A 19,882-nucleotide genomic window follows, 5' to 3' on the forward strand; every position below is an offset into this window, starting at 1 on the left:
TACTCGTGATATAAACATAGTCTCTCTCTTAAAAAAACAGGCCGGGTGCGCTGCCGCACCCGGCCGCTCCGTCGGTACGTGGACAATCCGCACCGTTCGGAACAAGCGCGCCAGATTTCCCCATCATGTGGCGCACTTGAGGTTTGGTGTCAGACGATCTCGACGGCGACGAAGATCTGATTGCCGCCACGGTTGATCAAAAGCAGCGCCGGATCGGTTTTTTCGCTTTCCAGTGCCGTTTTCAGAGCGTCAGGCGAAATTGTGTCCTGACCACCCAGCCGTACAATCACATCGCCACGCTGCAAGCCGGCTTTCGCCGCCGGGCTTTCCGGCTGCAGATCGGTCACAACCACACCATCCACGGTTTCGGCAACGCCCATTTCGGCACGCGCGGTTTCGGTCAGCGGTGCGACCGTGACGCCCAGCGAGGTGCCTTCGAGCTTGTCGTCGACGCTGCCATCAACCTGCGCCTCAGCCGACTGATGCTGACCGATGGTGAGTTCGATCTGCTGTTCCTGGCCGTCGCGCAAAACTGTCAGAACGCTTTCGCTTCCAACTTTGGTTGTGCCAACCAGGATCGGCAAATCGCTGCTTGAATCGACAGGCTCGTCATTGAACGTCAGGATCACGTCGCCTTGTTGCAGTGTTCCGTCGGCCGGGCTGCCGTCAACGACATCAGACACCAATGCGCCCGAGGTTTCGTCGATACCCAGTGCCGCGGCCAATTGCGGGCTGACATTCTGGATCGAAACGCCAAGCCAGCCGCGGCTGACCTGACCGTCGTCGCGCAGGTCGGACGTAATATGGTCCACGATGTTGGACGTCACGGCAAAGCCGAGGCCCACCGATCCGCCGCTGGGCGAGTAGATGGCCGAATTCACGCCGATCACTTCGCCGTCCATGTTGAACAGCGGTCCGCCCGAGTTGCCCTTGTTGATGGCAGCATCGGTCTGGATGAATTCCGCATATGGACCTTCCGAGATGTTACGCCCCTTGGCCGACACGATCCCTGTGGTCACGGTCGAGCTGAGGCCGAACGGGTTGCCGATGGCCACGACATCTTCGCCGACGCGGATGACGTCGCTGTCGCCAAGCTGAACGGCCTGCAGGCTTTCACCTGCGTCGATTTTCAGAACCGCTATATCGGTCAGAGGGTCGGTGCCAACAACTTCGGCCTCGAACGTGCGGTCATCGTTCAGACGAACGGTCACGGTGTCGGCACTGTCGACAACGTGATGGTTGGTGACGATGTACCCGTCTTCATCCAGCACAAAGCCGGATCCCAGACCCTGACCAGGGCCGCGGTCGGGCATTTGAAACCCTTCCGGCCCACCAAATCGTTTGAAGAATTCCTCAAAGGGATGCCCTTGAAAATTGAACTCTTGGCCTTGCGCAGGTGCGGGCGCGGCTTTTTGTTCAGCAATGACTGTCACGACCGAAGGCGACACGCTTTCGACCAGATCGGCCAGCGCCTCATCGGCCATCGAGGGCAGGGCGGTGGTGGCCAGCATGGCCGCCCCCAGCGCACCGGCTCCAACCCAATTGGATGTGCGTGGGAAAAGCAGTGAAGATTTACGGATGCTCATTATGACTCCTGTCTGTGTTAGGCGGTTCGATCCGCGCTTATGAACCGGAGATGACCTGTGAGTGTTGGAAGAACCTGAGCAAAAGATTAAGAAACCTTAATTTTGCCACTTTCCGGGTGTGTTGTGGCTTGGTGCCGAAGCGCTCGACAGTCAGAATCACGCGCATCGGATTCGCTCGAATCGGTGGATTGTCGCCGATATGGGTATCAAGGGCGCAAAACGGTTGAATTGAATCTGTTTTGTTAACAAAGAACCTGTTTTGAATAGGCGCTGCCCGGCTTTCAATTTCAGGTTGATTTGACCGTCTATCGACCCTCAGGCTGAGCCCATAGAAATCAATAAAGTCAGCGATTTACAGTTTATTTTTGACCTCTGCCACCGGATGAGCGGGATTTGCTTGACCTAGGGTAATGCAACCTGAACAAGATTCTTGACTTTCGGGATGTTGCGCTTTTGCAAGGCCACCTCCTCGAAAATTAACCGATATCGCCAATTTTACGTTGTTTGATCGCAACTGATGGGCGACGATGATCCTGCCCAAGTGAGGGGGCCTGCGGCACTAGGGGGTGTCAAAGGCATATCTCAGTCTCCAAAGCGCGGAGCGGCATGTTAACGAGGGGGTCTTGTTTAGGTTAGGCAGCGAAAAAGTCTGGAGGTCGTCAAGACCGAATGGCTGCGCTTGTTGAGATTGGTGAAAGTGGTAGTCCTGTTTTTGGGCAGCGGCCCGGTCTGAAAAGGCCGGGTCGCTTTAGTTTTGGCGATCAGTCGAAAAGGATCAGTGGCGCGCGCGCCATGCTGCCCAGTCTTCAGGTGTGTCCAGATCCTGCAAAGCTCTCATATCCGGCAGGGGATGATGATGTACCTTACCGCGGCATGATTTGACGACGGATTGCGCTCCGTCATCGCCGCGCAAAGCCGCCAACGCGCCAAACAACGACTTGTGGAAGATGACCGGATGTCCGGGCACGCCATCCGTTGTCGTCGCGCGCCAAATCAGATTGTCGGGGTGCGTGTCCACTGTTCGGGCGACATCGCTCAAGTCCTGAGCGCTCAGGTCCGGCAGGTCTGAAAGCAGCACCATTACGGTCTCTGCGTCAGGTGCAACGCGCGCCAGCGCGGCACGCAGACTGGCGTTCATACCCTCGACCGCGTCCGGCACCGGCACCATTTGTACGCCCAGTCCTTCCAATGCCTCGTACCGTGGGTGCGGGGCGGGCGGCAGTGCCGCGAAGACTGGGCCCACAGACAATGCCCGCTGGGCCGTGCGGCGCAGCAAGGGCGCGCCGTCAATGGGCTGCATCAACTTGTCGACGCCGACTCCCATGCGGCTGGATTGGCCAGCGGCCAACAGAATGACCGGAACAGGTTTCATGCCATAAGACTGCGGTTTGCAGGCGGAACTGTCATCCCATTGAATTCAATGCCACGGCGTCGGGTCAAAGCGGCCTGACTTTCAAACCGGTGATCCGGTTCCCTTCGCGGGCCGTGACTTCGAACCGGAACCCGTGGAAGGAAAACACCTGCCCGGTTGTCGGGATCATCTGCGCCTCGTGGATGACCAGCCCCGCGACGGTGTTGGCTTCTTCGTCGGGCAAAGACCAGTCCATCGCGCGGTTTACATCGCGGATGGTCATGGCGCCTTCGATCAGGAATTGCCCATCGTCGGTGCGCGTGACTGGTACATCCTCTTCAAGGTCAAACTCGTCCGCGATCTCGCCAACGATTTCCTCCAGGATATCTTCAAGCGTGATCAATCCGCGCAACGATCCGTATTCGTCGACTACCAGCGCGAAATGGCCGTGCATCCGCAAAAACTCTCGCATCTGGTCGTCCAGCGTCGTCGTGTCGGGCACGAAATAGGGGTCATTTGCGACCTTGGAGATATCGAAGCTCTTCAAGAGCTGTGCGTTACCTTCGGCACCGGCTTGCGCATACATGGCACGAAACAGATCTTTTGCGTGGACGACGCCAACGATGTTTTCCGGTTCGTCCCGAAACACCGGCAAGCGCGTGTGCGGGCTTTCGAGGCACTGTTTCAGTATCTCTTCGGGTTCGGCATCGGCATCGATCATTTCGATGTTCGACCGATGCAACATGATCTCTTCCACCGTGCGGTCGCCAAGATCGAGTGCCCCCAGAATTCGGTCGCGATCCTCTTTTTCCACCACGCCTTCCGAGTGGCCAAGTTGTAGCGCGCCGGCGATTTCTTCGCGCACCGCCAGAATGTTGCTATCCGGATCAATCCGAACACCAAAGACACGAAGCACACCGCGCACCAGCAGACGGACTGCCGCGACAACAGGCGAGAAAACAGTGACAGCAACACTGATGACCGGGGCAACGGCCGCAGCCGCTTTTTCGGCATTGGTGATGGCGTAGGTCTTTGGCAGCACTTCGGCAAAAATGAGCACCAGCAGGGTCATAACCAGCGTCGCCAGCGCAACGCCGCTTTCCCCGAAAAGCCGCGTGAAAAGGGCCGTCGCAAGCGAAGCCGCAAGGATGTTCACAAGGTTGTTGCCAAGCAGGACCGAGCCGATCAGGCGCTCGTTGTCGTCCGTGATGTCCAGCGCCTTTTGCGCCCCCCGCGACCCCTTGTCCGCCTGTGCCCGCAACTTGCCGCGGGATGATGCGGTCAGAGCAGTTTCTGATCCGGAAAAGAAGCCCGACAGGACGAGCAGCAGAAGGATGGAGCCAGCGGTAATCCAAAAAGCGCCATCAAGCAAAGAAGGGGTGGGTTCCATCGGTCCTTAAGTTATCTAGTTGCTGCATCCGTTATGGGGGTGCGGTCCCCTGCGATCAAGGGGTTAGCCCTTGTCGGCCCCTTCATCTTTCGCCAATGGGTGATGTTCCAGCACCAGTTCCGACAGTCGTTCGTCCAAAACGTGGGTGTAAATCTCGGTTGTGGCGACATCGGCATGGCCAAGCAATGTCTGGATCGACCGCAAATCCGCGCCATTGGCCAGCAGATGCGTCGCAAAGGCATGGCGCAGGGTGTGCGGCGTGACTTTTTCCGGAGAAACTCCGCCTTGAACCGCCAATTCCTTAACGAGAAGAAAGAACCGGTGCCGCGTCAGGTACCCCGATTTGCCACGCGACGGGAACAGGAACCGGGACCGCTGCCCGCCCTCGGATACGGTTTGATCCTCGGCTGCGTCGCGAAACTCAAGCCAAGCGGCCAAAGCGTCTCTTGCGGGTGGGGAGAGCGGCACCATGCGCTCTTTGCCGCCTTTGCCCAACACCAGCAACATGCGCGGGTCACCGCGTGCGGATGAAACGGGCAATGATACCAGTTCGGTCACACGCATCCCGGTGGCGTAAAGCAGTTCCATCAGGCAGGTGTTGCGCACCTTGTCCGCCGTGCTTCGGCCCGTTCGACGCGCGGCCTCCAGCAGCTTGTCGACCTCGGACACGTCCAGCGTCTTGGGAAGGCGTTTCTGCCGTCCCGGGCCTTTGATCTGGATCGCGGGGTTGGAATCGCGCCAACCCTCCTCGAAGGCAAACCGGTAGAGTTGTTTGATGGCCGACAAGCGCCGTGCGCGGGTCGACCGCGACAGTCCTTGCGCGTCGCAATCAATCAGGTAACCTTCGATTTGATCCCTGTCCGCGGCTTCGAAACTTGCCTTGTGACGGTCCAGCCAGCCGGAAAAGTCCTGCAGATCGCGGCCATAGGCCAGCAATGTGTTTGTCGCGGCCCCCAACTCTGCTGCCTGCGCTTCGAGAAACGTCGATATCCATTGGTCCTGCGAGGATGGCGCAGACATGGTCAGGCTCCGTTCAGGATCATGAGATGCAGCGCTGCCCGCCGGGCCGTATCTTCAAGCCCGACACGGCGGAAAGCGGCAATCGCGGCTGTCAGGTCCACCAGATTGCCGCGTGCGCCATGATCGAACAGGATCATGGATTCCAAAATGGCCTCACCCAGCTGCGAATTGTGCAGCATTGCGTCGATATCCGACGGGATGGGGGGCGACCAGGCAAACCCTTCGGCTATGGCATCTGCCAAGGGGGAAGGGGACTGTGCGCTGCCCGGATCACCCATCGCCAGCGCCGCCAGAAACGGGTTCTCGTCCGGGCCTTCGGGAACAGAACGCGCCGCTTCTTCGTAAAGCTCGGACAGCAACAGGATACGCCAGCGCAGGTTTTCAGCCTCGGCGTCTTTCATCGGCAGGTTCGACAATTCCTTGGCGAACAATTCGGCAAACGGGACCTCAAGGCCAACGCTGTGCATTTGGTCCCAAACATCCATCAAGCGCTTGGCAACCTCGCTCCGATCACCCGATTGCAAGGCTTTTTCGAATTTCTGAACAGCCGCCACGCGATCCCATACCGCGCCAGACGCTGCCGGAGAACGCTCGGTATAAAGACCCAGCAACTGGTTGGGCGTCAAAGCGCCAATGCGGGTCAGACGCTCTGCCGCTTCGATCTGCGCTTTCCACCCGGCTACATCGCGCAGATCCGCGTTGGCAAAGGCGCGGGGCAAAGGTGCGGTGGGCAGCCGTTCCCCGATTGCCTCGAACATGCGAAAGGTCAGCGGGTCGGGGTCTTGAGGCACGGGTAGGTATTCCGCCCCCTCAAAAAGTTCCGGGCTTAGAAAGCGGTCCAGCAGGGCCAACTCCTCGGGCGGCAGAACGTCCAGCGCATGCGCAGCTTCAAGCGTCAACGCGGCCGAAGCCCAATCGCCGCGCCGTGCCCTACAAAAAATCTGCGCCGCATAGTCGCGCGACAGGTTCGGTTGCGCGATCAGTGCGCTGCAACTGCGGTCTTCGTCGCCGGTCAGCAAGGTCGCGTCGAACCACTGCTTGAATCGGCTCTGTGAATCCGTCGGACCGGCCAGTTGAACCAATGACTGCACGGGATCGGCAGCCCCCAATTGTATCAGCCGATCCAACCGGGCCATCAGCAATACATCTTTGGTTTCCGGACCAGAGGGGGGACGCGCCTCGGACAAAAGCAGGGTGAACAGAAGACGTTGCAAGGCCGGGTTCGCTTTGACCGGCACGCTTCGTATCAGTTCGGCCAATCGAGCCGGGTCGCTGCCTTGCCACATGCTGACCGGCAGGCCCGTAACCGATGACGACACCAACCCAAGCGGCGGCGATAAGGATTCAAGCGGCGTGACCTGCACATCCGGTTGCAATCCGGTCTGCGTCACCGGAGGCTCAAGCAGAACCGTGCCAGGCAAATTCTCGGGCGGGTTGGTCAACCAGTCGATGACGGACAGGGGTTCTGACGTCTGAGCGTGCGCCGTTCCGGTCAGAAGAAGCGCCAGCAGGGCAGGCCTAATCAGCATTCAGGATGACCGGCTCTCGGATTTCGCTTTGCGGTGCGGAAAAGTCCGCGCCGAAGAAGGGCCCGATATAGGCGTACCCAACCAACCCGATGAAACAAAGGCAAATTAGGTAAATCAGGAACTTTAACAAACGGCCCATGGCTCAACGCTGCCTCAATTTTTGCTTTTGACCAAGTTATAACTGGCATTTTTCACAAGATCACGTCATTCACGATGAAATGAGCGAAATTAAGCATAATCCCTCGGTGGCCGGTTCTGCGCAGCGATTTGATCTGCACAAAACGGTTGTTTTGGTCGGCATGATGGGTGCTGGCAAGACGGCTGTGGGGCGCGCGCTGGCTGCGCGGCTTGGCGTGCCGTTTCTGGACAGCGATGCCGAGATCGAATCGGCGGCAAATATGACGATCCCCGAGATCTTTGCCCGCGACGGGGAAGCCTTTTTTCGCACAAAGGAAAGCCAGGTGATCGGGCGTTTGTTGGATGAAAAAAAGGGCATTCTTTCAACCGGCGGGGGTGCCTTTCTTTCCGATGCCAACAGGCAGATGATTTCGGACCGGGGCGTGTCGATTTGGCTGCGAGCTGACCTTGAAGTGCTGTGGAATCGTGTGCGCCACAAGGATACGCGGCCGCTTTTGCGCACGGATGATCCGTACGGGACGTTACGGGCGCTGTACGAAACACGCGTTCCGATTTATGCGCAGGCAGATCTTGTGGCGGACTCGGATGGTGAGACCGCAATCGAGGATATGGTGGATCGGGTATTGGCGGCATTGGTCACGCGCCCGGATGTTTTGGAACGGAATTAAATGCATCAAACGGTACATGTTGAACTGGGCGAACGGTCTTATGACGTCGAGATCGGACCGGACCTTTTGGCGCAGGCAGGCGCATGGATTGCACCGTTGCTGCCGCGTCCTCGCGTCGCTGTTTTAACGGACGAAAATGTGGCCAAGCTGCATCTGGACGCGCTTAGGGATGGATTGAGCGCGGCTGGTGTGGATATGACGGTTTTGACCCTGCCCGCGGGAGAGGCCACGAAAAGCTGGCCGCATTTCGAACGCGCTGTCGAGTGGTTGCTGGCCGAAAAGGTTGAACGCCGTGACGTGGTGGTTGCCTTTGGCGGCGGTGTCATCGGCGATCTGGCGGGGTTCGCAGCGGCGGTCATGCGACGCGGCGTGCGGTTTGTGCAAATCCCGACCTCGTTGCTGGCTCAGGTGGACAGTTCGGTAGGTGGCAAGACGGGGATCAACGCGCCGCATGGCAAAAACCTCATAGGATCCTTCCATCAGCCGTCTTTGGTTCTGGCAGACACCTCCATCCTGAGTTCGTTGACGCCGCGGGACTTTTTGGCGGGATACGGCGAAGTCGTGAAATACGGGCTTCTCGGCGACGCAGAGTTCTTTGATTGGCTTGAGGTGAACGGCCCGGCCTTGTCCGCAGGTGACATGGCCGCACGCGTTCAGGCCGTCACGCGGTCAGTGCAGATGAAGGCTGATATCGTCGCACGGGACGAGACCGAACAAGGCGATCGGGCGCTTCTGAACCTTGGTCATACCTTTTGTCACGCGTTGGAGGCGGCCACGGGCTATTCTGATCGACTGCTGCATGGCGAAGCCGTTGCGATCGGCTGCGCATTGGCGTTTGAACTCTCGTCACGACTTGGACTGTGTGCCCAAGAGGACCCAAGCCGCGTGCGTGCGCATCTGCGCAAAATGGGAATGAAGACCGATCTGGCCGATATACCGGGTGAATTGCCGGGTGCAAACGCGCTGGTCGATCTGATGGCGCAAGACAAAAAGGTGATCGACGGGCAGTTGCGCTTTGTTCTGGCGCACGGCATCGGACATGCGTTTGTAACTTCGGACGTCCCGCGCGAAGCGGTCCTGTCCGTGATCGAAGACGCATTGGCCGTCTGTTGATTAGGACTCAACGCCCCTGAATGACCATCAACTCGCCGATGTGTTCGCGGGTGATGTAACCCACCATTTGACCGGCTTTGGTGCAAACGGCTACGGCTGGGGCGCCTTTGTGCAGGCCTTCCAGCACTTTGTTCAGACTGCTGGTCAACGTGACCGTTGGAACGTCGGTTTCCATCAGAGACAGCGCTGAGTCCGAACGAGGGTGTTCGCTGGCAAGGGCTGCCAAAAGCCGGTTGCGTGTCACGAAGCCCATCAGACCGCCATTTTGATCCAGCACCGGAAACTCGTGCTGAGTCGTGTGAATGACCGCCTGCGCGGCGGTGTTCAGTGTATCGTTGGGCGACAGGGCGCGATACTCGGTTATCATCGCGTCGCGGGCCTGGAACTTTCTGGAGGCCGCGCGCAAAGCGACATCCTGACTTTCGGCATTGGCTGCGATGAACACAAACACCGCGATCAGCACCAGAATCGGATTGCCCGACGTCAGACCCAGGAATCCAAGACCCACGGCGACGATCTGGCCGCTGATAGCGGCCAGCCGTGTGGCTTTGACGCGATCCATTTTCAAGCACAACAAGGCCCGAAACACCCGACCACCATCCATCGGAAAGGCAGGGATCATGTTGAACGCGGCCAGCAACAGGTTCACATAAGCCAACCGACCAAGAAGGTCCGCGCGCGCCGAGTCCAGTTGCGCGAAGGCATCCAACTGCGTGCCTGCGCCCAGAAGCAAAAGGATCAACCAGATCACGATATTCACTGCCGGACCGGCCAGCGCGACCCAGACCTCCTGCATCGGTTTCTGGGGCATTCGTTCCAACCGGGCCAGCCCACCGATGGGCAGCAAGGTAATGTCCGGCGTGCGAATGCCATAGCGCCGCGCCATCAGCGCGTGACTGTATTCATGGGCCACGACACATGCGAACAGCGCCAGAACGAAAAACAGATTCTCAACTGCTGCGGTCCAGCCGCCATCGGCGTAAGCAGCAAAGCCAACCCAGGCCAACAGAAGAAAGAAGGTGACATGGACCCGCAGCTCTGAGCCGAATAGCCGACCGAGCGGGTAGGACCATGCCATGAGAAACCTCCGGAGTATTGGGTGAGTTCAGGGTAACATTAACCCGCGGCGATTGCTTGCGGGAATAGGCATTCAGTTCGGTAAGGCAGAGGAGATTTGCCTTTGTCGCGGTGCTTGGCGCTAAGGCGATCACTGGCGTATGTCCGGCCAAAAGCGATCTAAAGGTCGCCACTTTGGGTCAAAGAACCAGTCTCATCAAACGGTCGTTTTTTGCCGTATGGAGCTTGCCTTTGGGTCAAAGCGTGGGGCCTCTTACGCGTCCTTTCGAAGATTAAGGTCAGACAATTTGGTGCTTGGTTTATTGCTGTAAAGCGCGCCGGGTGACGTGAACGCACCCATTGCGAGCCATGATGCGGTTTTTCAGTGCACAACCAGTCCGACAACGCCGCTTCGCGAATTGCGCAATTTGTGGTAATACTGGGAAACATTTTTTCTCGTTTGAAGTTCTTACCAGTAAACAGGCTCACCTTGTTCGACCGGGCCGCACAACAGTTTTCTATTTCGATTTTCGCGGTACGACATGGAAAAGATAGACGAAAGGCTGCATGCCCGACTGGATGAGTTTCTCAGGGCTCAGGCCGGGGAAGATGTGGTCGGGGACCCCGGCGCATTTGTTCTGGATGTCAGGATTCGATATGAAGGCGACCCCGCCGCAATTCTTGCAGCCGGTGTCATGCGCGCAAGCGTCTATCCCCAGACAGTTTATGGCGAGATCAGGGTTTCTGACCTTCCCGCGATAGTGGAAATTCCAAACGTTATCCGGGTTACGCGACCGCTGGAGATGCGTGACTTTCTGGATGAGAGCGTTCCTGATGCCAAAGTCCCGGCTGTCTGGACCGGCTCGCCGGGTTTTACCGGGGCAGGCGTTGTTGTCGGCATCATCGATTCCGGGATCGACATCACGCATAACTGCTTTCGCAGACCCAATGACGGTGCTACTCGGATCGAGGCGATATGGGATCAGACCGTCAATGTCGGACCAAACCCATCAAACTTTTCGTACGGAACCGAATACACCGAAAGCGATATCAACGATGCGTTGAACGCGGACGACGACCTGCCATCGAACACTTTCAAACATATCGACAGCAGCGGGCACGGCACACATGTGGCTGGGATCGCGGCCGGAGATGGTTCGCAATCGGGAAACTGTCATCTCGAGGATCATTATCGCGGCGTCGCATTTGACGCCGATATCATAGTGGTCAAGCGCGGCAGCCAATCCTCGGCGATCCCGGATGCTGTCCAATACGTCTTCGATCTGGCGGGTAGCCGACCGGCCGTCGTCAATATGAGCTTTGGCGGGCAGGGGTCGGGACATGATGGCACTGACGACGACGAAATAGCCATCGACGCGCTGCTCAATCCCAATACCGGCATTCCGCAGGGACGGGTTGCCGTTGCATCTGCCGGAAACGAGGCCGACGATGGCCAGCACGCGCATAAAACGCTCGCGGCGCAAAGTACCGAAGAGATGCGCTTTACCATCTTGCCCGGTGATCGTTTCACCTTCGATGGGTTTGTCTGGTACGGCACATCGCAGCCGCCGGGGCAGAGTAATCCGGGCGATGGCTCTCAGGCGGATATCAGTCTGACGCTGCATGCGCCGGACGGCTCAACGGCTTCGGTAACGTCGACGGGCACAGAAACCACAACGCTGTCTGGAATGAGAGTTCGCCTCGCCGGGCGCCGGAACGATGGGCGCCCTGACAGACATCGAATTCGCGTCTTCATCGAGCCTGCGATCGGGAGCACGTTGATGGCCGGTGAATGGCGGGTCGAACTGGAAGAAACCGGCAATGGCACCGCTGGCGGCGAAGCAACCGAGGTCGATTTCTGGATAGACCCCTGGCATCAATGGCGCGGGCGCGACACCATTTCGGCCAGCGGCAGTCGTACGCTCAGTTTCAAGGTCGGTGAAAACGTGACCGGCACCGGAAACTGTAGGATCAGCTATACCGGCAGCGGGCGCCTTTCGGTCAGCCTCACGACGCCGGACCCCGACAGCACACCTACGGTGACCGCAAATGCAGGGGCAGTGACGCATGATGCAGGCGACGATCACAAAGTCGAATTCAACTGCCAGACAAACGCGCCCTCGAACGGAAATCACCGCATCGAGTTTTCGATTGCCGCCAAGGGCGCCGGTAAGACCGTCGACAAAGGGGACTGGACGGTGACTCTGACCGAAACCGCGGGTCATAGCGTCGATTTCACCGCAGTTTTTCCCGAGGACAGGCCGCATACCACTGTTGAGGACGATGACGGGAACTCGGAAACCGTCGAAAATACACCCAGATTCATCGAAGCGGATCGTGATCCGGGTCGAACTGTCGGCTCGCCAGGCACAGGCAACAGCGTAATAACTGTTGGGGCCTATGAAACCGGCACGGATAACCTCGCAGGCTTCTCATCGCGTGGTCCTACGATTGACGGGCGCCAGAAACCCGAGCTTTCAGCGCCGGGTGTTGCAATCACCGCGCCCAAAACACGGGTCAAGGACGCCTGCTGCGTCTCGGATTGTTGTGAGACGTTTTACACCAACAAACAGGGCACCAGCATGTCAGCGCCCCACGTGGCCGGCGTTGTTGCGTTGATGCTTGAACGAAACGGCGCGCTGACTTTCGAGCAGGCGCGAACGGCTCTCATGGACACGGCGGACGCCGTGGCCGGTGCCAATTCCGACCACTGGGGCAACGGCAAACTGAACGCCGAAAACGCCGTCGGTCATGCGCTTGTTTCTGCTGGTGGCGGGGGCGGAGGCGGAGGTGGCTCCATCGCGCTTTCGGACGAAAACGACCCGGTGTTTTTGCCTGGGCGCGCCACATGGCCGCTTCAGGTGCCGACGACCGAACGCATTGATGCGCTGACACGCATTCTGGCCAGCAGCACCAGCGGCTCGGCTGTTGCGATGCTTGTCAGCACCCATTTCGATGAGGTCAAAGCGATCATCGACAACTCGAAAAGGGCCGCAGTGGCCTGGCATCGCATGCATGGGCCAGAGCTTATGCGCATTGCATTAAGCTGGCAGGGTAATCGCCGACCGATCATTCCCGAGGCGATCAACGGAAACCCGGTCCGAAACGGAATCGAGCGGCTGCTGTCCGCCGTTCGACCGGGTGCCACGCCGGAGCTACGCGCGGCAATGGTGCGATACGCGCCTGTTCTTCTGGCGCTGCCGGGTTCCACGCAGAGCGAAATCGAAGCCCTGTTGGGGGTCACAGATGGCAGATGAAGGCACACTCGAAGCGCTGGGTCGCAACCTTGCATTTGCATTCGAACCGTTGGTGGATCGTCTGTCAGACGGCAATCTTGAGGGTTTCTTTTCAGAGCTGGGCCTTGCACCACCCGCAGCGGTCGCGAACGCGCAGCCGGTCGGGAACGCAGCCGCAACAATCGCGGGTGCGATATCCGCGATGCCGTCCGCGATCGCGGCCTTAGAAGCGGCGGTTCAGTCCGAGGATGCCGGTCAGATCGCCAGTGCCGGTGCGGATCTGTTGCGCGCGGTTCTGGATGCGGTCCGAGGGATAACGGATCTGGGCAATGCCGTGGATCAGGCGGCCGGTGGGTTGAGCGCAGCCGAGCGGGCCGCAGTTCAGGCGTTCGCGGCGGAATTGCCGGGGCGGATCTTTGACTATGTGATCATCGAGTTTATTCGCAGGGCGCATTCCGGCAGTCTTGATGTCTTGCGATTGATCGGCCTCGTCGATGATCAGGTTACATTGCCAGCCGACAGCGCACCGCTTGCAAGACCAGCGCGTCAACGACGCCTGTCGCCCGAGCGTTTGCTGACGATGCTGACAGACCCCGAGCAATACTTGCGCGACCTCTTCCAATGGGGTGAGGCGGGCTTTGACGGCTCCAGGATTTTTCCGCGTATTCAGACACTGCTGGAAAACTATGACACGCCAACAGTTCTGTTGACCGAGCCCGGTTCGCCGCCGGTGTTAGAAGCGTTTATTGCCCGGTTACAGGCAGATAACGGTAATCCGCCGGGCCTGAATATTCGGCTGCGCGTGCCTGCCATTGCAGACTTTGAGCGCCAGTACCGTATTTCGTCGACCATCTCGTTTCTGATGTCCACCAGCGCGCGGTTCGACGCGGGAATGGGCATAACGCTTCGACCACCGCTCGACGTGTCCTTGGAACCGATATCCGGGGACGCGACGTTGGATTTGCTTGCCGGGCTTGAGATTGGCCGTGAAGACGGCGCGATGGAAATCATCGGTCAAACGGGCGGCAGTGGCCTGTTTCTGGAAAGCTTCTCCGGCAGTTTCGGCGTCAGCGGATCGTGGAGTGTGGGCTCAGGTCCGCAGATCGAACCGGCAATCCGGGCGGCGCTGAATGGTGGGCGGCTCAAGATCGACTTTTCCGAGGCGGATGGGTTCTTGAAAACCATCGCGGGCGGTGTCCAAATCGACAGCGAATTCAATTCGGGCCTGTCCTGGACACCATCGAATGGGGTCAGTTTCGAAGGATCGTCAGCCATCGAAGTGGCGATCCCGCTGCATCAGACCTTGGGGCCCTTGAACCTGCAGACGCTTTACCTGATCGGCGGCATTGGCAGCGGTGGGTCTGTCACGCTTGAAATGTCCAGCGGCTTCTCTGTCGAACTGGGGCCGCTTCAAGCGGTCGTGGATCGGTTCGGGGCACAGGTTGAATTGACCTTCCCGTCAGATGGCGAAGGTAACCTTGGGAAGGCCGATCTGGGCTTTAAACTGAAGCTCCCGACGGCGGTTGGGATGTCGATTGATGCAGGTGCCGTTCGGGGTGGCGGATTTCTGAGCATCGATCAGGACCGTGGTGAATACGCCGGTATTCTTGAGCTGAGCATTCTCGAACTTGTCAGTGTCACGGCCATCGCGGTCATATCGACAAAACTGCCCGATGGCGAAGATGGGTTTGCCTTCGTGGCCATCATAAGTGTCGAGTTCAATCCCGGCATCCAGCTTGGGTTCGGCTTCACTCTGGTCGGCGTCGGCGGGATTGTCGGTCTGAACCGCGAAGCGGATATGGAGGCGATTGCCCAAGGGGCCACGTCCGGTTCGGTCGACTCGGTGTTGTTCCCCAAGGATGTGATTGCCAATGCGCCAAAAATAATCAATGACATCAGAACCTTCTTCCCACCGGATCAGGGCACGTTCCTGATTGGGCCGATGATGAAATTCGGATGGGGTACGCCAACGTTGATATCCCTGTCCGTCGGGGTGATCATCGAAATCCCGGGCGCGATCGGGATTGTGGGCAAACTGACCATCGCCATCCCGGACGAACGCGTGCCTCTGATTATTATCAACGTGGCCGTACTGGGCGAGATTGATTTCGACAAAAAGCATCTGTGGTTTCTGGCGGTTCTTTATGAAAGCCGCGTCATCTTCATGCCCTTGCAAGGGGGAATGGGCGTGTATGCGTCCTGGGGCAGCAATTCGCAGTTCATCATAAGCGTCGGCGGGTTCCATCCGCGATACGATGTTCCCGTTTTGCCATTCGGAGACATCCCGCGGCTGGCGATCAATATCCTCGATACGCCCGTGGCAAAGGTGCGGGTGCTTTGCTATTTCGCGGTGACATCCAACACCGTTCAATTCGGTGCGCGGGCCGAGCTGTATTTCGGCATCTCAATTGCCAAGATCGAGGGACACATCGCGTTTGACGCGCTGTTCCAGTTTTCGCCCTTCTATTTTGTCATCACGATCTCTGCATCGCTGAGCGTAAAGCTGTTCGGGGCAGGGCTGTTTTCGGTCCGCTTCCGGGGCGAACTGGAAGGACCGACGCCTTGGCATATCGAAGGCACCGGTTCGATTTCAGTGCTGTTCTGGGATGTCGATGTCGATTTCTCGCACACCTGGGGAGAGGACGAGGATACCCGACTCCCGCCGATCTCGGTCATGCCGATGTTGGTCGAGGAGTTTTCGAAGGATGAGAACTGGACCGCAGAACTGGCCAATGCAAATCAATTGCTGGTCACGCTGCGTCCAGTTGATGCCACGACCGAACTTGTTCTGCACCCAATCGGATCGCTCCGGATCACGCAACGCGCCGTTCCGCTGGAGCTTACGCTGGACAAGATCGGCAGTCAGCGCCCCGATGACGCAAACCGGTTCAGCGTGGATGCGGTCTCGGCCGGTGTTGAAAAACGCGCGACGGTCAAAGAGCAGTTCGCCATCGGGCAGTTCCAGGATCTGGGTGACGGCGATCGGCTGAGCGCGTCCGATTACGAGCAGGAAGAGGCAGGGCTGGACTTGTCCGTTACGGGCAATCAGACCGCCACGAGCTATGCGACCAAGCGCGTCGTGCGCTATGAAACCATCATCATCGACAGCGCGTTGCGGCAAGTGTTCCTGTTCTTCGAGGCGTTTACCAACCTGTTTTTGCACCTTCTTTTGGGAAATTCAGCAGCGCGCAACGTATTGTCGGCGCAGACGCAGGCGCACAAACACCTCTATGACGAGAAGATCAAGGTTGACCCGAACGCATTTGTTGTCGTCAACCTAGCGGACAACACCGCTGTGGCGGATGCCCCGGTCAGCTTTGCCTCCAGAGCGCAGGCCCGCGAGTACATGGCGGAACAAGGTCCGGCTTTCGCGAAACAAGCCCATATCGTGCGTCCGCACGAAATGCGCGAAGCAGCATGAGGAAGGCCCGCAGATGAGCGATACGATCGGCACCTATTCCTTCCTTCCCTGGCTGCGGTTGGGCATCGCGAACTCAATCACCGCTGCGGATGGGGATGCTTCGGTCACGCTGCGTGCAACGATCCCGGTCGACCTTGAAATTACCGGCAAACCGGTCGAAGGCGAAACGGATTTGACGGCCACGGTCAGTCGCAATGTCCAGATGTACGGACCCGGAGATATTGTCGGTATAGACGCGCGGTCCATCGTCAAAAATGAACCTAAAGACTGGATCACCAACTTCGAGCCGAACTACCTGCCGTATATCGAGTTTTACGAAGAGGATTTTCCCTGGCGCTATACGCCTGCGGCACCGGACACAAACCTGCACAGGTTGCGCCCATGGATGGCTTTGATCGTTCTGAAAGAGGATGAATTCGGCGATCTTCCACCTATCGGTTCCCGCCCCTTGCCCGCGATCGAAGTGACGGGCGATCCGGCGCTTGCCTTTCCGCCTTCTGATCAGCTTTGGGCGTGGGCCCATGTTCACGTGAACCGCGACCTGATCCGGCAGGATGGCGTTGTATCCGCCGACACGCCGGCAGCTGTTGATGCTGCAAGATCGCGGTTTGAAAACGTCCTGTCCGCCAATCCGGACAACGCTTATTCTCGCATCGTGGCACCCCGTCGGCTTGAGGCAGATACCGGGTATCACGCCTTTCTGATCCCGTCTTTTGAAACAGGGCGTTTGTCCGGGCTTGGTCTGACCGACGATCTGTCCAATGCTGCGCTTTTTGCGACGCTATCTGCGTGGGAAGATTATGCCGGGCGTCCGGCGGGGAACCAACATCCCTATTACCATCGCTGGTATTTCCGGACCGGCGCTGTTGGGGATTTCGAGTATCTGGTGCGCCTGCTGGAGCCCCGGCCGCCAGACCCGCGCCTTGGCCGCAGGGACATGGATACCCAAAATCCGGGATCAAACCTGCCCGCTATTGCGATACCCGAACTCGATGGTGTTCTGCGATTGGGCGGCGCGTTGAAAGTTCCAAAGGAACGACTGAACGATGATCAGGAACAGGAAGCCGAGGATTATGAGTTCTGGGCTGACGGCAGGTTCCCCGAAGACTTTACCGACGCAATGGCGCGTCGGATCAATCTGGCAGATGATTATGTGCGCGAAGGTGACCCGGACCCGATCATCACGATGCCGCTCTATGGTCGTTGGCCATCGCTGCATGACCGCCTGAGGTTCGAACCCGACGACTCTCCGGTGCCGCAAGGCGACAATTGGGTTCATGAACTGAACCTCGACCCTCAGAACAGGGTTCCCGCCGGTTTCGGCGGGGATGTCGTGCGCAAAAACCAGGAAGACTATATGGACGCTGCCTGGGAACAGGTCGGTGACATAATCGAGGCCAACAAGCGTGTGCGATTGGCAGCGCTGGCACAAGCCAGTTCCGCCGTTTGGCACAAAACGCATCTGAGCGGCACAAATACACTGTCCTCTGAACGGTTCCTGAGCATCGCGGCCCCGGTTCAGCGAAGAGTCGTGTCGGCGGGATTGAACCTGCAGCACCAGATCGCGACAAGCGCAGTGCCGCGCGCGGTGATGACGGCGCCGTTTCGCAGAATGCTGCGGCCCCGCGATCACGTCGCCGTGCAGGCCGGTTTCGGTGATCCCAAGGGCCCGGACCAATTGATCGACCGCATTAACTCGGGCGAGGTCAGCCCGGCTCCGCCGCGCCAGACGCCTGAGGATCTGCCGACAAAAGAAGAAGCGGCCGAGGGCGTGGAAACGCCGGGCATCCCGAACTGGCTTGCCGATCTGGTGAACCGGCATCCTTGGCTGCGTTTGGTTCTGACCCTTCTGTTCGCTTTGCTTGGCCTGATGCTTTTGGTGATCATTCCAGCGCTGGGGATCGTTGTCCTCGTCTTCGCGGCTGCCGTTTTCGAATTGCTTAGAAGGGCGGAAGCCGCCGGTGAACTGATTGATGCAGCTGGTGAAGAAGGCAACAGGCCCGAAGTCATTGACGCCCTGCCCAATTTCCCGGATTTTGAGATCAGGTTCCCGGACGACGGCAAACCTGACCCGGTTCCAGCGCCCGGCGCTGACAGTGCCGAAGCGACACGTTTCAAGCTGGCACTGAAAGACACTTATACGTTGACGAGCTTCAGCGCGGACCTGGGCACGCTGCCGCCCCGGCCACCTATCAGTATATCGGGAATTGCGACGGCCACGTTTGACGCGATCAACCCAGAAATCACCATTCCGGCATTCACTTTCGGGGGGATCACGATCCCTGGCTTCCTGGCCGACATTCAGTTTGAACTGTTTCGCGAGGCGATGGCTTATCCGGTTTTGGACATCCCGATGTACGAACCTCTGGTCGGATTGTCGGATGAGCATTTCCTGCCCAACATCGACAAGATACCGCCCAATACGATCACGCTGCTGGAGACAAACCAGAAGTTCATCGAAGCGTATATGGTGGGCGCGAACCACGAAATGGCACGAGAGCTACTGTGGCGCGAGTACCCGACGGATCAAAGGGGAACGCCGTTCCGGCAATTCTGGGATCCCACTGGTGCTGTCGTGCGTGATGAGGGTCTGATAGGATCTTTGTCGGCCTCGAACACTCTGACAACCGGGACGCCCGAAGACCGTCGCGAGAAACTGCGCGACATCCCACCGCTGCATTTGTGGTCGAGGTTCTCGAACTTGGGTGAACATGACCACCGCGAAGAAAACCCCGGCGAATCCGAGGAAGAGGCAGTTTTGGTGATCAAGGGCGAGCTGCTCAAACGTTATCCCAACACTGTCATTTACGCGCAGCGCGCCCGGTGGCAACTGACGGACGGGGAAATTGATGCAACACTGCCGCGCCTGCTTGAGGACGAAGGGTCAGAAGCCGAAATTCTGCGTACACCCCTGTACGAGGCGCGGGTCGATCCGGATGTGACCTTTATCGGGTTTGATCTTACAACAGCCGAGGCACAAGGCGGCACCGGTGAGGATGGCGATGATGATCCGGGTTGGTTCTTTGTAATCAAGGAACGCCCGGGGGAACCCCGTTTCGGCTTGGATATCGAGCGCGAAGGGTCGTTGAACCTGTGGAACGATCTGGCATGGCCGGACGTTCATGACCCAGTCACCGACAGCGGGTTCCTGCAGATCACCGGCGCGTCGCCCACGCTGGTTTTGCCTGCGGAATTGCCCGAAGAACTTGCCGGCAGCGAGGACGAGACCACGCCTGCCGAAATTCAACATGCCGAGGATGTTGGCCTTCGGTGGCATCCGAACACCAACGCGGCGGAACTTGCCTACATCCTGTATCAGGTGCCAGTACTGGTCGCCGTTCACGCGCGCGAAATGCTACCGAACTGAGGAGGGA

General features: G+C 58.6%; 12 protein-coding genes. 5 read left to right on the forward strand and 7 right to left on the reverse strand.

The genetic code is table 11. The annotated features are described in order from the left end of the window. Positions 1–149 precede the first annotated feature (149 nt). The 6 genes from RA28_RS14760 to RA28_RS22830 form a co-directional block, all read right to left on the reverse strand. Entirely contained in the window at positions 150–1,586 is a 1,437-nt protein-coding gene (locus RA28_RS14760) for a DegQ family serine endoprotease (protein ID WP_052261471.1), read from the reverse strand. 775 nt (positions 1,587–2,361) lie between these two features. Beyond that, positions 2,362–2,958, reverse strand: coding sequence for a nucleotidyltransferase family protein (locus tag RA28_RS14765; RefSeq protein ID WP_039530356.1), 597 nt, complete (start codon positions 2,956–2,958; stop codon positions 2,362–2,364). Between the two features lie 64 nt (positions 2,959–3,022). After that, positions 3,023–4,327 (reverse strand): HlyC/CorC family transporter, encoded by a 1,305-nt coding sequence (locus RA28_RS14770; RefSeq protein ID WP_039530357.1) that lies wholly within the window; start codon positions 4,325–4,327, stop codon positions 3,023–3,025. Between the two features lie 63 nt (positions 4,328–4,390). Then, the gene (locus RA28_RS14775) at positions 4,391–5,347 is read right to left on the reverse strand and encodes a site-specific tyrosine recombinase XerD (protein WP_039530358.1); all 957 of its coding nucleotides are present in this window, start codon (positions 5,345–5,347) and stop codon (positions 4,391–4,393) included. A gap of 2 nt (positions 5,348–5,349) precedes the next feature. Then, on the reverse strand, positions 5,350–6,876 hold the full coding sequence (locus RA28_RS14780; RefSeq protein WP_039530359.1) for a hypothetical protein: 1,527 nt from the start codon (positions 6,874–6,876) through the stop codon (positions 5,350–5,352). Continuing rightward, positions 6,866–7,015, reverse strand: a complete 150-nt coding sequence (locus RA28_RS22830; RefSeq protein WP_193747410.1) for a hypothetical protein — start codon at positions 7,013–7,015, stop codon at positions 6,866–6,868. The genes RA28_RS14780 and RA28_RS22830 overlap by 11 nt, the downstream gene beginning before the upstream one ends. Positions 7,016–7,094: 79 nt before the next feature. Here RA28_RS22830 and RA28_RS14785 point away from each other — a divergent pair, with 79 nt between their 5' ends. Both RA28_RS14785 and aroB read left to right on the forward strand, forming a co-directional pair. Then, complete coding sequence (locus RA28_RS14785; RefSeq protein WP_039530360.1) at positions 7,095–7,682, forward strand: shikimate kinase; 588 nt, start codon at positions 7,095–7,097, stop codon at positions 7,680–7,682. Continuing rightward, positions 7,683–8,795 carry a 3-dehydroquinate synthase gene (gene aroB / locus RA28_RS14790; protein WP_039530361.1) on the forward strand — a complete coding sequence of 371 codons (1,113 nt, stop codon included), beginning with the start codon at positions 7,683–7,685 and terminating at the stop codon, positions 8,793–8,795. A gap of 7 nt (positions 8,796–8,802) precedes the next feature. Here aroB and RA28_RS14795 read toward each other — a convergent pair whose 3' ends face one another. Further along, entirely contained in the window at positions 8,803–9,873 is a 1,071-nt protein-coding gene (locus tag RA28_RS14795; RefSeq protein ID WP_039530362.1) for a site-2 protease family protein, read from the reverse strand. Positions 9,874–10,393: 520 nt separating this feature from the next. Here RA28_RS14795 and RA28_RS14800 point away from each other — a divergent pair. Genes RA28_RS14800 through RA28_RS14810 form a run of 3 tightly spaced genes read left to right on the forward strand, consistent with a single transcriptional unit; the run spans position 10,394 to position 19,875 of the window. After that, entirely contained in the window at positions 10,394–13,108 is a 2,715-nt protein-coding gene (locus tag RA28_RS14800; RefSeq protein WP_039530363.1) for a S8 family serine peptidase, read from the forward strand. Beyond that, positions 13,098–16,508: a DUF6603 domain-containing protein gene (locus RA28_RS14805; RefSeq protein ID WP_039530364.1), complete on the forward strand. Its 3,411-nt coding sequence runs from the start codon at positions 13,098–13,100 to the stop codon at positions 16,506–16,508. Before RA28_RS14800 ends, RA28_RS14805 begins: the two co-directional genes overlap by 11 nt. A gap of 13 nt (positions 16,509–16,521) precedes the next feature. After that, complete coding sequence (locus RA28_RS14810) at positions 16,522–19,875, forward strand: hypothetical protein (RefSeq protein ID WP_039530365.1); 3,354 nt, start codon at positions 16,522–16,524, stop codon at positions 19,873–19,875. Positions 19,876–19,882: the final 7 nt, after the last annotated feature.

Source organism: Ruegeria sp. ANG-S4 (assembly GCF_000814005.1).
In the GTDB taxonomy this organism is placed as follows: Bacteria; Pseudomonadota; Alphaproteobacteria; order Rhodobacterales; family Rhodobacteraceae; genus Ruegeria.

Excerpts from the sequence above, each read along its gene's own strand:
- RA28_RS14795 (WP_039530362.1), bottom strand. The coding sequence starts at position 9,873 with ATGGCATGGTCCTACCCGCTCGGTCGGCTATTCGGCTCAGAGCTGCGG.
- RA28_RS14810 (WP_039530365.1), top strand. The coding sequence starts at position 16,522 with ATGAGCGATACGATCGGCACCTATTCCTTCCTTCCCTGGCTGCGGTTG.
- RA28_RS14800 (WP_039530363.1), top strand. The coding sequence starts at position 10,394 with ATGGAAAAGATAGACGAAAGGCTGCATGCCCGACTGGATGAGTTTCTC.
- RA28_RS14775 (WP_039530358.1), bottom strand. The coding sequence starts at position 5,347 with ATGTCTGCGCCATCCTCGCAGGACCAATGGATATCGACGTTTCTCGAA.
- RA28_RS14805 (WP_039530364.1), top strand. The coding sequence starts at position 13,098 with ATGGCAGATGAAGGCACACTCGAAGCGCTGGGTCGCAACCTTGCATTT.
- aroB (WP_039530361.1), top strand. The coding sequence starts at position 7,683 with ATGCATCAAACGGTACATGTTGAACTGGGCGAACGGTCTTATGACGTC.
- RA28_RS14760 (WP_052261471.1), bottom strand. The coding sequence starts at position 1,586 with ATGAGCATCCGTAAATCTTCACTGCTTTTCCCACGCACATCCAATTGG.
- RA28_RS14785 (WP_039530360.1), top strand. The coding sequence starts at position 7,095 with ATGAGCGAAATTAAGCATAATCCCTCGGTGGCCGGTTCTGCGCAGCGA.
- RA28_RS22830 (WP_193747410.1), bottom strand. The coding sequence starts at position 7,015 with ATGGGCCGTTTGTTAAAGTTCCTGATTTACCTAATTTGCCTTTGTTTC.
- RA28_RS14765 (WP_039530356.1), bottom strand. The coding sequence starts at position 2,958 with ATGAAACCTGTTCCGGTCATTCTGTTGGCCGCTGGCCAATCCAGCCGC.
- RA28_RS14770 (WP_039530357.1), bottom strand. The coding sequence starts at position 4,327 with ATGGAACCCACCCCTTCTTTGCTTGATGGCGCTTTTTGGATTACCGCT.
- RA28_RS14780 (WP_039530359.1), bottom strand. The coding sequence starts at position 6,876 with ATGCTGATTAGGCCTGCCCTGCTGGCGCTTCTTCTGACCGGAACGGCG.